The organism is Rhodococcus sp. 105337 (assembly GCF_012844225.1).
In the GTDB taxonomy this organism is placed as follows: Bacteria; Actinomycetota; Actinomycetes; order Mycobacteriales; family Mycobacteriaceae; genus Rhodococcus.
This window is the reverse complement of the sequence record NZ_JABAGQ010000003.1, coordinates 14,655-26,840: the sequence shown is the minus strand read 5'-3', so window position 1 is coordinate 26,840 and position 12,186 is coordinate 14,655. Positions and strand designations below refer to the sequence as shown.

10 protein-coding genes are annotated in these 12,186 nt (G+C 67.6%); 4 read left to right on the top strand and 6 right to left on the bottom strand.

Going from position 1 to position 12,186, the window contains the following annotated elements:
- Window positions 1–10 precede the first annotated feature (10 nt).
- Both HF886_RS06485 and HF886_RS06480 read right to left on the bottom strand, forming a co-directional pair.
- A complete protein-coding gene (locus HF886_RS06485) occupies window positions 11–2,296 on the bottom strand; it encodes a M28 family peptidase (protein ID WP_169651859.1) in 2,286 nt (761 codons plus the stop codon).
- A 142-nt stretch (window positions 2,297–2,438) separates the two neighbouring features.
- Window positions 2,439–3,017, bottom strand: a complete 579-nt coding sequence (locus HF886_RS06480) for an SLC13 family permease (RefSeq protein WP_346765306.1) — start codon at window positions 3,015–3,017, stop codon at window positions 2,439–2,441.
- A gap of 275 nt (window positions 3,018–3,292) precedes the next feature.
- Here HF886_RS06480 and mgtA point away from each other — a divergent pair, with 275 nt between their 5' ends.
- A complete protein-coding gene (gene mgtA / locus HF886_RS06475; protein ID WP_206038596.1) occupies window positions 3,293–6,001 on the top strand; it encodes a magnesium-translocating P-type ATPase in 2,709 nt (902 codons plus the stop codon).
- A gap of 19 nt (window positions 6,002–6,020) precedes the next feature.
- Here the strand turns inward: mgtA and HF886_RS06470 are convergent, their stop codons facing one another.
- Window positions 6,021–7,244, bottom strand: a complete 1,224-nt coding sequence (locus HF886_RS06470) for a globin domain-containing protein (RefSeq protein WP_169651857.1) — start codon at window positions 7,242–7,244, stop codon at window positions 6,021–6,023.
- Between the two features lie 9 nt (window positions 7,245–7,253).
- On the bottom strand, window positions 7,254–7,712 hold the full coding sequence (locus HF886_RS06465) for an Rrf2 family transcriptional regulator (RefSeq protein WP_169621111.1): 459 nt from the start codon (window positions 7,710–7,712) through the stop codon (window positions 7,254–7,256).
- Window positions 7,713–7,857: 145 nt separating this feature from the next.
- Here HF886_RS06465 and HF886_RS21250 point away from each other — a divergent pair, with 145 nt between their 5' ends.
- The 3 genes from HF886_RS21250 to HF886_RS06450 all read left to right on the top strand — a co-directional run bounded on the left by HF886_RS21250 (window position 7,858) and on the right by HF886_RS06450 (window position 10,827).
- Window positions 7,858–8,784 carry a universal stress protein gene (locus HF886_RS21250; RefSeq protein ID WP_169651856.1) on the top strand — a complete coding sequence of 309 codons (927 nt, stop codon included), beginning with the start codon at window positions 7,858–7,860 and terminating at the stop codon, window positions 8,782–8,784.
- A 70-nt stretch (window positions 8,785–8,854) separates the two neighbouring features.
- Entirely contained in the window at window positions 8,855–9,895 is a 1,041-nt protein-coding gene (locus HF886_RS06455) for an LLM class F420-dependent oxidoreductase (RefSeq protein WP_169651855.1), read from the top strand.
- A gap of 29 nt (window positions 9,896–9,924) precedes the next feature.
- Window positions 9,925–10,827: a universal stress protein gene (locus HF886_RS06450; protein WP_169621108.1), complete on the top strand. Its 903-nt coding sequence runs from the start codon at window positions 9,925–9,927 to the stop codon at window positions 10,825–10,827.
- 37 nt (window positions 10,828–10,864) lie between these two features.
- On the opposite strand, the gene HF886_RS06445 is transcribed toward HF886_RS06450, so the two are convergent.
- Window positions 10,865–11,128: a hypothetical protein gene (locus HF886_RS06445; protein ID WP_169651854.1), complete on the bottom strand. Its 264-nt coding sequence runs from the start codon at window positions 11,126–11,128 to the stop codon at window positions 10,865–10,867.
- Between the two features lie 78 nt (window positions 11,129–11,206).
- A complete protein-coding gene (locus HF886_RS06440; RefSeq protein ID WP_346765305.1) occupies window positions 11,207–12,130 on the bottom strand; it encodes a nitroreductase family protein in 924 nt (307 codons plus the stop codon).
- Window positions 12,131–12,186 lie beyond the last annotated feature (56 nt).

Here is a 12,186-nt window from a genome sequence, read left to right as displayed (position 1 = left end):
CGTCCGGCGCTCAGATCTCGAGCGTGCGGGTGACCACGACATCGGGTTGCGTCACCACCCGATCGGTCGGCGGCTCGTAGCCGGGCACCACCGACAGGTCGCCCGAAAGATCGCTCACCCGGACACCGAGCCGATCGCTGAGCACACTCAGCGTGAGTGTGACCTCGGTGCCGTTCGGGCCCGGCGCCCAGAACATGAATCCGAAGTCGGAGGACGGCTCGGCTCGCTGACCGTCGACGGTCGCACCGTGCACCGTTGCCGTCGTGCTGTCGACCCACAGACCCACGGCGTGAGCCCCTCTGGGCGACGACAGGCGCAGACGGAGTTCTCGCGCCCCACCCGAACTCGTGTCCTCGAGAACTTCGACGTCGGGCGGTGCCAGATCGGACACCGGCGCCGGACCCTGCGACAGCGATTGGTCGCCACGCCACGGGAACAGGTCCGGGAGCGGCGAAGCGGACGCGGAGAGCAAGCCCTCGCTCCACTCGGAGCGAGGTGCGTCCGGGGATGCCCAGGTCGCTGTGCCGTTGTCGGTGTCGAGGGCGTACCAGAGGAATTCCTGACGCTGATCCGTCGCCCCGTCCCGGTTGACGAAGCCGGCTGTCGCGGTGCACACCAGGACGAGGACCACCGCGGTGACCGCGGACAACCAGACCTTCGTCGGCCGCAGGACCGGTTCCCAGAGCGGTGCGGTCGCCGCGAACGTGATGAGAACGAACGCGCCGGCAGCGGAGGCACCGGCAACCAACCCCGCGTCGAACGACACGAGAACCGCACCGGCGCCCAGCACCGCTCCGGGGAGCGCGCCGACCGTCAGCACGGCAAGACGCCACCAGAGCGCCTCGGCGGGCAGAGCCAGTGTGACGAGCACGGCGATCACTGTGGGCAGGACGGGCAGCACCAGCGCCGATGCGACCCCGGGAAAGGGCGTGCCCGCCAAGGCTAGGACAGCGATGGCAACGAAGATCCCGCAGGTGACGGCGGGACCGGGCACCCGTCGCCGGAGCGCAGCAATGACGAGAATGAGAACACACAGTGCGGCAACGACAGCCGCGAGCTGGAACGGTCCGGGACGGTACGGTTCCTCGGTAACAGGTGATGCCATGCCGGGCGCCACCTGCTGAGCGAGCCACCACGGGAGCCAGGCGATCCCCGCCGACGCGATCCCTGCGACGGGCGCGGCAGCGCCGGTGGCGAGGATCTGACGAATCGTCGCTTCGCGGCGGCGGATCCGTACGACTACCAGAACGGCGGCCCCGACGGCGAGGAGCACCGCGCCGGCAATTTCCACCCACCGGGGATAGTGGATCAGCCCCCAGGGCACGAGCGAGACGACTTCGTGTCCCGCGTCGTCGAGCGTCAGCAGGTCCGTGTCCGCGAGGGCCCGGGCCGTGGCCAGGGAGGTCTCGCCCATCTGCTGAAGCGACTCCTGGCTCAGTCGGTCCGTCGTGTCGAGCGGGCTGTGGTAGTACGCGGAACCCGACGCGATCGCCGTGTCGAATCCGGAGAAACCGGTGTCGGCGAAGTTGCTGAAATCGGTGTCGTTGGGGAGCGCCTCGAATGCCAGCTGGGTGAGGGAGTCCGCCTCCGCCCACGGCGATCGGGTGAGTGCGTCGAGCAGAGCGCCGTTGGGGAAGGTCATCCGGAAAGTCATCGGGATTCCCGCATTGCCGCGGGCCTCGTGGTTGAGGACGACCGTCGGGCCGAGTGCGGGTGAACGCGACCGGGTGAACACCTGGGAGCCGAGCAGTCCGTTCTCCTCACCGTCGGTGAGCAGCACCATGATGTCGTTGCGCGGCGCGGGACCGACACCGAGGGCCCGTGCCGTTTCCAGTGCGGTGCTCACCCCGATCCCGTCGTCGCCCGCGCCGGGTGATCCGACCACCGTGTCGTAATGAGCGGCGAGCACTACGGTTCCGGTGGGATCGGAACCGGGGACCATCGCGATGATGTTCCCGACCCGGGCGCCGCGTTGTTCGGGTGGATCGTCGTTCGTCGTCCATCCGACGCCGGACTGAACCGTGGTGCGCCATCCGAGTTCCTGGAGGGTGGCGACGAGGTAGTCGCGCGCTGCGGTGTGCTCGGGCGTGCCCGGAACACGGGGCGTCGTGGCGATCGCGTCGATATGGGTGGCGGCGCGTCCGGCGCTGAAGACCTCGGGCGGAGCACCGGCATCGAGCGGTTCGGGAAAAGACGGGAACACTGCTACGGCGAAGCCGATGAGCAGGATGCTCAGCAGTGCGAGCAGGCTCCCGCCTCGGGGCAGGCTCGGTGCTCGGTCGACGCCCGTATCCATGGGCGCGAGCGTAGCCGGGCAAACGGCACATTGTGCGCCGGACAGCGGTCTTTGGTCCGTGCGGCCGCGCCGGACACTCCCGACCACACGACCGATCTCACGTCTCCTGGCTGGAGGGTTGGTGCTGTGTGGGGCAAAGGATTCAGGGACGGCTACCGGCGGTGCCGCGTCGGCGGCGGGTGACGACCCACCGCCACAGCATCGTCGCCGGCGAGCCGGTGTAGGTGAGGTTCGGCCCGAGATTCACCCCGAGCAGCATCGACGGGCATGAGGGTCGAGGCGGAGTTTGCCGGATGCGCAGACGCATAACTCGCCGGACGACGTGAAATGCCCATGGAGAGGCAGCGGCGAGCACAGCGGGAGTGAGCAGAACTACCGTCGCATCGACGCTCAGTACCGCGGTCGTGGTGGCACATGCGGCGAAGACCCACACGAGCAACCGGACGGGACTTCCCCGTGCGCTGTGCCGCAGCATCGAGGCCATCCACCGGAACACTCCGTGAGCGTCCGTCGCGTGCGCCAGAACCAGGATCGCGGCGAGGAAACCGACCGTCGGAAGGAGTGCCCGCACCTGATCGAGCGCCTGTTCGGGCGTCAACGCCCCGATCACGGTCAACAGAATCGCAGCGGGTCCGGCCACCGCCACCTCGGGCAATCCGTGCGGTCGCACGACGGCGGCGACGAGCACCAGCACGATCAGCGCAACCACGACGACGATCACCGCGCCATCATCTCTCCTGACGGGGGGACCGGAGAACGAGCATTCGACAGCATTCCCGCGCGGACGCTGCGATGATCACGGGTGCGCCTGTCCGCCGAAACCACACGGGTGACGCGGAAATACCCCGCTCGACGCGGAAGAACCCCGCTTGACGTCACGCCTTCGAGACGAGCGAGATCAATGCCGACCTCACCGAACAAGACGACAGCGATTGCGGCCGAATGCGCCTGCGAGGGCGAGACGGTGGCAGACGCCGGGACGATCCGTCCGGCGACATGATCGCCGGAGGTGCGCAGCGGACACAGCACAAGGCGGGTTCTCCCGGCCTGGCGATCGGCGACGCCGCCGCGAGCCCGGTCGCCGAGGTGCTGTCACGCCTCGGATCCTCGTCGTCCGGGCTGAGCGCCACGGAGGCCGCGGAGCGACTCGAGAGTGTCGGACCGAACGCCGTCCGGAGTTACGGGGTGCGGGTGTGGGCAGTCCTCGCGCGACAGTTGCGGAGCGCACTGCTGCTCCTGCTGGCCGTCACCGCAATCGCGTCGTTCTTTCTCGGGAATCGGAGCGACGCCGTCGTCATCGGGATCATTCTCGTCGCCAGTGTCGGCCTCGGATTCGTCAACGAGTACCGGGCCGAACGTGCGACCGCTGCGCTGCACTCGAACGTGCGGCACACGACCGTCGTTCTGCGGGACGGCGCGGCCGCGCGGGTCGATGTCACCGAACTCGTACCCGGCGACGTGGTGCGCCTGGTGCTCGGGGACGTCGTGCCGGCCGACATCCGACTGCTGGACGTCGTCGATCTCGAATGCGACGAGAGCGTGCTCACCGGAGAATCCGAACCCGCTGTCAAGACCACCGATGCCGTCCCGGAGGGTGCGGCGACGGCGGACCTGACGGATTGCGCTTTCATGGGCACGATCGTCCACGGGGGGACCGGCACGGGCGTGGTGGTCTCGACAGGAGTGAACGCGGAATTCGGGCGCATCGCTCGCGGACTCGGTGACAGGGAACCGGAAACGGACTTCCAGCGCGGACTGCGAAGCTTTTCGGTGCTGCTGCTGCAGGTCGCACTGGTTCTGACATCGCTGATCGTCCTGATCAATCTGCTGCTCGACCGCCCGCTCATCGAGTCGCTGCTGTTCGCGCTCGCGATCGCGGTGGGTATCACGCCCCAGTTGCTTCCCGCAGTGGTCAGCACCGCTCTGGCGTCCGGATCCCGCCGTTTGGCAGCGCAGAAGGTGCTGGTCAAGCGACTCGTGTGCATCGAAGACCTCGGCGATGTGGACTTCCTGATCACGGACAAGACCGGCACCCTCACCACCGGGCGGATCGCATTCGTCGAAGCCGTACCTCTCGACGGCAACAGCGCCGAACACACAGTGCTGCACGGATTGCTCGCGACCGAGACGGAAACCGCCGGTCCCGGGCAGCGGATCGCGGCCAACGCGATGGACACGGCACTGTGGGAGTCGGCGGGGGAGGTCGGCGGGCAGGCCGACCGGTACCGGCGTATCGACGGCGTACCGTTCGACCACAGTCGTCGCATGGCCTCTGCGCTGACCGCTGGTCCGGACGGCGACGCGACATTTCTGGTGGTCAAGGGCGCACCCGAATCGGTGCTGGCGCGGTGTGTGGAGGTGAGTGCCGACGCGCGCGAGCGGCTGGCACAGCTGTTCGACGAGGGGCGCCGCGTCGTCGCGGTGGCGACGAAGAATCTCGACGGGTCGCGGACCCGGGTCGGAGCCGACGACGAGCACGACCTCCACTTGACGGGATTCCTCGTGTTCTCGGACGAGCCGAAGGAGTCGGCACGACACTCGCTGGACCGGCTTGCTCGACTGGGCATCACCGTCAAGGTCGCGACCGGCGACAACGCCCAGGTGGCGGAGCGGGTCTGCGCCGAGTTGGGTCTCGGCTCGGCTGGCAGCGTGACAGGCGCCGAACTCGGACGTCTCGACGACGATCAGTTCGCTGAAATCGCCCAGCGTGCAACTGTGTTCGCACGGGTGTCCCCGGAACAGAAGGCGCGGTTGGTGCGGGCGCTACGCGGGCATGGGCGCGCGGTCGGGTTTCTCGGGGACGGTGTCAACGACGCGCTCGCGCTCCATGCCGCCGACGTCGGAATCTCCGTCGATTCGGGCACGGATGTGGCGAAAGACGCCGCGGACGTGGTTCTTCTGGAAAAGGATCTCGGTGTGCTCGCCGACGGCGTCACCGAGGGCCGTCGGACCTTCGCCAACACCATCAAATACGTCTTGATGAGCACGTCGAGCAATTTCGGCAACATGTTCAGTGCCGCTGCCGCATCGGCTGTGCTCACCTTCCTGCCGATGTTGCCCAGCCAGATCCTGCTCAACAACCTGCTCTACGACTCGAGTCAGCTGGCGCTCCCGGGCGACCGGGTCGACCCGGAGGAACTGCGTGCGCCGTCGCATTGGGACATCGGGTTCATCCGCCGGTTCATGCTGTTCTTCGGCCCGCTGAGTTCATTGTTCGACTTCGTGACGTTCGGGCTCATGCTCGGGGTGTTCCATGCCGGACCGGAACTGTTCCGTACGGGATGGTTCGTCGAGTCGCTGGCCACCCAGATTCTGATCGTCTTCGCGATCCGCACGCGCCGTACGCCTTTCATCCGCAGCCGGCCGAGCCGCACCCTGATCGTGACGGTCGCGGTGGTCCTCGCCGTGGGTATCGGCGTGACCTACTCCCCGTTCGCCGACGACCTCGGTTTCACGAGCCTGCCGCTCGGGTTCTTCGCCATGCTCGTCGTGCTGATCGTCGGATACCTGGTTCTGATCGAGTTCGCCAAACGGTTGTTCTACGCCGAGCCGCTGCACCATCCTCCACCCTCACCGCGACGCGGACGACGGCGTCGACTGCATCGGCGCGCAGCGCACTTCGGCACCGGCGCGAGGCTTCCGGTGGTCGTTGCGCGCGTGGCGAATTCCGCGTCGGGCCATGCGGCGAGCAAGGGTGGAGGATGAGCGACGACGACTCCTGTCGTCAGGACGCGGGGCTCCAGCTGTCCGGACCGAACACCTCGTAACGGATGTTCTCGGCCGGCACGTTCCGGGCGATGAGCGCCTCACGCAGCGAGAGCATGAACGGCAACGGGCCGCACAGGAATGCCCGCGTGGTCGGATCGAGTGGGAGATCGGAAATGTCGGCCCGGCCGACGCGCATGGTCTCCAGCGGTTGCCGTGCGCCGAGGTCCTCGTACCACCGGTACACGTCGGCCGACGGGATCCGCTCCACCAGTGTTTCGAGTTCGCGCCGGTGCGCGTGGCTCGCGGGAGAGCGGTCCGCGTGGAGGATCGAAATGCGCCGTGCGTCGCCGGATTCCGCCAGGTGGTCGAGCATGCCGATCATCGGTGTGCACCCGATCCCGGCCGAGGCGAGAAAGATCGGCTTGTCGTCCTCAGGGAGCACCAGATCACCGAACGGAGTCGTGACATCGAGGTCGTCACCTTCGAAGACGTTGTCGAACAGGAAGTTCGAGACCTCACCTGCGGGATGGGTTGTCCCGTCGGCGCCGGTGGCCGGGAGGACGCGCTTGACCGTGATGCGCCAGTCGCCCTTCGACGGAGCGTTGGACAAGCTGTACTGGCGGATCTGGCGCGCGCCGTCGGGAAGCCGAACGCCGACCGAAAGGTACTGTCCCGGGCGGAAAGTGGGCAGAACCGAGCCGTCCTTCGATGCCAGTGTGAAGGACACGGTGTCGGCGGACTGGTGCGTCCTGCCGACGACACGCACGGTGCGCCACACGTCGCCCGTCTCGACGCCTGCGGCGGCATAGAGGTCGGCTTCGAGGGCGATCAGGGTGTTCGCCATCAGCCAGTACACCTCGTCCCACGCCGCCGCGACCTCGGGAGTGACGGCCTCGCCGAGAACTTCCACGATGGCCTCGAACAGGTGCTTGTGGACGATCCAGTACTCGTCGGGCTTGATACCCAGCGATGCGTGCTTGTGCGCGATACGGGAGAGGATCGACTCGACGCGCGCCGGGTCCGGATCGAGCTGAAGGGTCGCGAACGCCGCGATGGAACCGGCGAGCGCCTTCTGCTGCTCACCTTGCTTCTGGTTGCCGCGGTTGAACAGATCCCGTTCGAGTTCGGGGTGAGCGTCGAACATCTTCCGGTAGAACAACGGCGTGATGTCGCCGATGGCCGCACCGACTGCGGGCAGCGTCGCTGCGATCACGTCTTCGGATCCGGGCGAGAGCGGCATGGGTTCTCCTCATGGGTGGGTGGGAGGCGAGATTCGCGGGGGCACGGGAAAAGGCAGTTCGGCAGTGTTCCCGCGGGTCGCCAGATCTGCGACGGTGAGTGTGTCGAGCGCGGAGTAGAAGGCTTCCCGAGCTGTGCGCAGGGCAACGCGAAGAGTGCAATTGCCGCGGAGGGGACATGGTTTCGGTCCGTCGCAGTCCACGACCTCGCCTTCACCCTCGAGCTGGCGCGTGAGCCACCCGATCGTGGCGGTTCGGCCGAGTTCGGTGATGGCCAGACCACCTCCGCGCCCGCGCCGGGTGATGACGACGCCGAGCTCCCCGAGTCGCGCAACGACCTTGACGGTGTGTGCGTACGACAGTCCGAGTTGTTCGGCGACCGTAGCGGTGTTCGGCAGGTCTGCCGCCGGGGCGGCGGCCAGATGCGTGACAACTCGCAGTCCGAGATCGGTGAACCGAGTGAGTTGCATGCCCAGGACGATATAAACAGGTATCCGAAATGACAATTAAATTGTGATGTGCATCGCCGCTGGAATCCGTTGTCCTGACTAATTTCTCGAATCGGTGGGACCAAAGTCCCCGACGGTGACCTGCGATTGCGGCTACCCTCGATTTGTGACGACTCCGAGCGCAGAACCCCACGACCGCCGTCGGGTGACGGTGGGTGTCGACGGTTCCCCTCCGTCCGAACGCGCTGTTCGATGGGCGGCGGCGACTGCGGCGGGGCGCGGCCTCACGCTCCATCTCGTCCACGCAGTCGATTTCGCCCCGGCGTCGTTGCTCACGCCGACGCCCTCGGCGGAGCTTCCGTTCTTCCGGCCCTCCCAGGTGTTCGAATGGGCCGAGGAGGACGCCACCGCTCTGCTGTCGGACGCCGAGGAGATCGCTCGTGCCACCGAGCCCGACGTCCGGGTCACGACCGAGATCGCACTGACGGGTAGCGCGAAATGGCTGGTAGAGCTGTCGCGCCGGTCTGCGATGGTGGTGCTCGGCGCGACCGGCAGTACCCGGCTCGGTGAGTTGCTCCTGGGATCGACGCCCGTCGCGGTCGTCGGTCACGCGGCATGTCCGGTCGTCGTCGCACGCGGCGCCGCACCACCCGTTCCGGACAACCGGCCGGTCGTGGTCGGGCTCGACGGCAGCGCACTGAGCGAAGTGGCCGTCGAAGCGGCTTTCGAGGAGGCGTCGTGGCGCCGGGTCGATCTGGTCGCGGTGCACGCCTGGAGCGACATGCGGCCGGGCGAGGTCGCAGCGTCGCCGCACTGGTTCGATCCGGTGGCGTTCGAGGAGAGCGAGCACGCCCTCGTGTCCGAATGCCTCGCCGGGTTCGGCGACCGATTCCCGGACGTCACGGTGCACCGCAAGATCTACGTCGACGGTCCGCGCGTTCACCTGACGGCATGGAGCGAGAAGGCCCAGCTCGTGGTGGTCGGCAGCCGTGGTCGTGGAGGATTCGCCGGCCTCCTGATGGGCTCGACGAGCAACACGCTCCTGCGGGAGGCGGCCTGCCCCGTGATGGTCGTGCGACCCGGAGCATCGTGACGCCGGTAGTGTGCGTTGCACTATCGACGACCACGTCCGCGCGGGTGCGCGGCAGGAGTGAGGGTGGCGCATGCGCATCGGAATGGGACTGAACTACAGCGGTGGATTCGCCGAGACCGCCGCCGAGGTCGCTGACCTCGAACAGGCCGGGCTCGACATCGTGTTCGTACCCGAGGCCTATTCGTTCGATGCGGTGAGCCAGATCGGTTACCTGGCGGCCAAGACCAGCCGTGTGGAACTTGCGTCCGGCATCCTGCAGTTGTTCACCCGTACCCCCACGCTCACGGCGATGACGGCGGCGGGCCTCGACTACGTCTCCGACGGCCGCTTCGTGCTCGGGATCGGCGCGTCGGGTCCGCAGGTGATGGAGGGGTTCCACGGCGTCCCCTACAACGCGCCGCTCGGCCGCACCCGCGAGATCGTCGACATCTGCCGCCAGGTGTGGCGCCGCGAGAAGGTCGAGCACCAGGGCAAGTACTACCAGATTCCGCTGCCCGCGGATCAGGGCACCGGTCTCGGTAAGCCGCTCAAGCTCATCAACGAGCCTGTGCGCGAACGGATTCCGATCATCATCGCATCGCTCGGACCCAAGAACGTCGAGATGACGGCGGAGATCGCAGAGGGCTGGCAGCCGCTCTTCTACTTCCCGGAGAAAGCCGCCGGCGTGTGGGGAGACTCCATCGCCAAGGGCAAGGCCAAGCGCGACCCGGCCCTCGGAGATCTGCAGATCTACGCCCAGGTTCCGCTCGCCATCGGCGACGACGTGGAGCACATGCTCGACTGGGTCCGGCCGATGGTCGCTCTCTATGTCGGCGGCATGGGCGCCAAGGGCAAGAATTTCTACAACGACCTCGCGGTCCGCTACGGGTACGAGAAGGAAGCCGAAAACATCCAGGACCTGTACCTGGCCGGCAAGAAGGAAGAAGCCGCGGCCGCGGTACCCGTCGAACTGATCCGCGCAGTGTCGCTGATCGGCTCGGAGGGCTTCGTGCGCGAACGGGTGGCCGCATTCGCCGAGTCGGGCGTCACGACCCTCAACGTCACACCGTTCGCGCCCGACACTGCCGGTCGCGTGCGATTGATCGAACAGCTGCGGCACATCTGCGGCTGACACAACCCCGAGAAAGGTTCCCGCCACCGATGAGCGAACCCAACCCGATCGTCGTCGCCGTCGACGGATCCGAGGCATCCACCAATGCGGTGATCTGGGCGGCACGATCCGCTGCGGCGCGAGCGCTGCCGTTGCACATCGTCACCGTCGTCCACATTCCCGCGTTCTACTACTCGGAGCCGTACCTCGCGCAGAGCTTCCACGAGGAGATGAAGGCGACGGCGCGCGATCGGCTCGACAGCGCCGCCATGATGGCCCGGCAGATCGTCGACGACTCCGGACGGGTCGAGGTCACCACCGAGCAACTCGAGGGCAAGGTGGCGTCCACCCTGGTCGCGGTGTCGGCGAAGGCCGATCGCCTCGTGGTGGGCTCCCGCGGGCTCGGGGAGGTCAAGGGGCTGCTCGCAGGTTCGGTGTCCACCGCGGTGGCGTCCCATGCCGTGGCCCCGGTGGTCGTGGTCCGCGGCCGCACCCTCGACGGCGCCCCGCCGGCCGAAGGTCCCGTCGTGGTGGGCGTCGACGGATCGGAGTCGTGCCGGGCCGCCGTCGAGGCGGCGTTCGTCGAAGCTTCCTCACGTGGCGCGACCCTCGTGGCCGTCAACGTGTGGAGCGATGTGAGTGTGCAGCCGTCGCTCGGCGCGGTGCCCGAAGACCCGCACTGGAGTCGCATCCAGACCGGTGAGGAAATCGTCCTGGCGGAACGGCTCGCGGGATATCGGGAACGCTATCCGGACGTCGTGGTGGAGCGGGTGGTCGCACGCGACCGGCCGGTGCGTGTGCTCAGCGAGTACGCCGAACAGGCACAGTTGCTCGTGGTGGGAACTCGTGGCCGGGGCGGCTTCAAGGGGCTGCTGCTCGGTTCCACGAGCAACGCGCTGATCCAGACCGCGGACTGCCCGGTCATGGTCGTCCGGTCCGAAGTCGAGGACTGAGCGCGCGGCGCAGAACAGCGATGACGCGAGCAGGGTGTCAGCCGAATTCGTCGACGCCCTGCTCGCGTAGTTCGTTCCAGGCGTCGGCGGGATGGACGCCGCGGGCGATGGCGCAGTTCTCGATGAGGACGCCGAGCATCTGAGACATGAGGAACGCGACGTCGTCGAACTTGCCACAGCTGTACCGGGAGGCGAGCCAGCCGGAGACGTTGCCCGCCTTCGCTGCCTGTGCCATGTCCAGCGCCGCGTGGAAAAGTTCCGTCGTGGGGGCCTGAACCGGGTCGTCCGTGGGTGCGCTCACTGTCTCCTCCTGTCTGCGTCGTGGTGCCGGAAGGAATCACGGTCTAACGAATAGCACTGTAATCGCCTGTCGCACACGTCAAAAGCCGATCCGCATGATGAGCTGGGGTGGCGCCGGCAGATCGAGTAGTTCGGCGAGCCGGGACGCCGAGTCCCCGATGCGCAGCGGATGCGTGAGTACCGACGCCGACAGTCGTGCGTCGACCGCTGCGAGCCACGCCCGCTGGGCCGCCATTCCCACACGCACCAGGTCTTCCGGTTCGGAGGAGTCGGGCACGAACAGCAGAACGGTTTCTCGCGCGATGGAATCGGAGAGTGCGGACGGGTCGGGGACGCCCGTGGTGACCAGTGCTGCGCCCGCGGCACCTCGCTCGTCGAGACCGGTGTTCCAGGTCGTGACCACCTCGGCGTTTCCGTCGGGTTGCCAGTGCGAGGTCCACGAGAACATTTCGCGCTGGTAGTGCTGGTGACGGCGCTTGGCTTCGGCCGCATAGGTGAGGGTGCCGGCCAGGGCGCTCGCCTCGTCGGGGGCGAGCAGCATGACGTGGATTCCGGGCACTTCGGCGGCCGCGGAGATCACCTCGGCGATGGTCTCGGCGGGCACCGGGACGCCGGCGAAGGATTCGCGGTGGCTGCGCCGGTGGGATATTGCGGCGTAGAGCCGGAGGTCCCAGTTCGACGGTGCGGCCGCCTCGACCGCGTCGACCCGTGCGACCAGCGCAGAGCGCTCGGGATCGGGGAACAGAGCGGTCCGGGTCCGGTACCCCAGCACGCGCACGGCCAGTTCCAGGTTCGCGACGGCTGTGCCGCACGAGATCGTCCGGTCGGGGCGGAGCGGATCACCGCCGGGCTCGGCGAATTCGGTGCGTTCCTCGAGTTCGGCCGACTGTCCGGGGAGGTACAGGTTCCACGGCTGGGTGTCGTGAACGCTCGGGGCCGCGACCACGGCCCGTGCGATGATGTCCGTGCCCCCGGCGTTCCAGGTTTCGAAATCGACTGACACGGTCGCCTCCTCGCTCAGGGTCACCGTTTCCGGACGCGGTGTAGGCACACACGCCC

Coding starts and splice junctions, on each gene's coding strand:
- HF886_RS06485 (WP_169651859.1), bottom strand. CDS start 2,296: ATGGATACGGGCGTCGACCGAGCACCGAGCCTGCCCCGAGGCGGGAGC.
- mgtA (WP_206038596.1), top strand. CDS start 3,293: ATGATCGCCGGAGGTGCGCAGCGGACACAGCACAAGGCGGGTTCTCCC.
- HF886_RS06470 (WP_169651857.1), bottom strand. CDS start 7,244: ATGCCGCTCTCGCCCGGATCCGAAGACGTGATCGCAGCGACGCTGCCC.
- HF886_RS06465 (WP_169621111.1), bottom strand. CDS start 7,712: ATGCAACTCACTCGGTTCACCGATCTCGGACTGCGAGTTGTCACGCAT.
- HF886_RS06455 (WP_169651855.1), top strand. CDS start 8,855: ATGCGCATCGGAATGGGACTGAACTACAGCGGTGGATTCGCCGAGACC.
- HF886_RS06450 (WP_169621108.1), top strand. CDS start 9,925: ATGAGCGAACCCAACCCGATCGTCGTCGCCGTCGACGGATCCGAGGCA.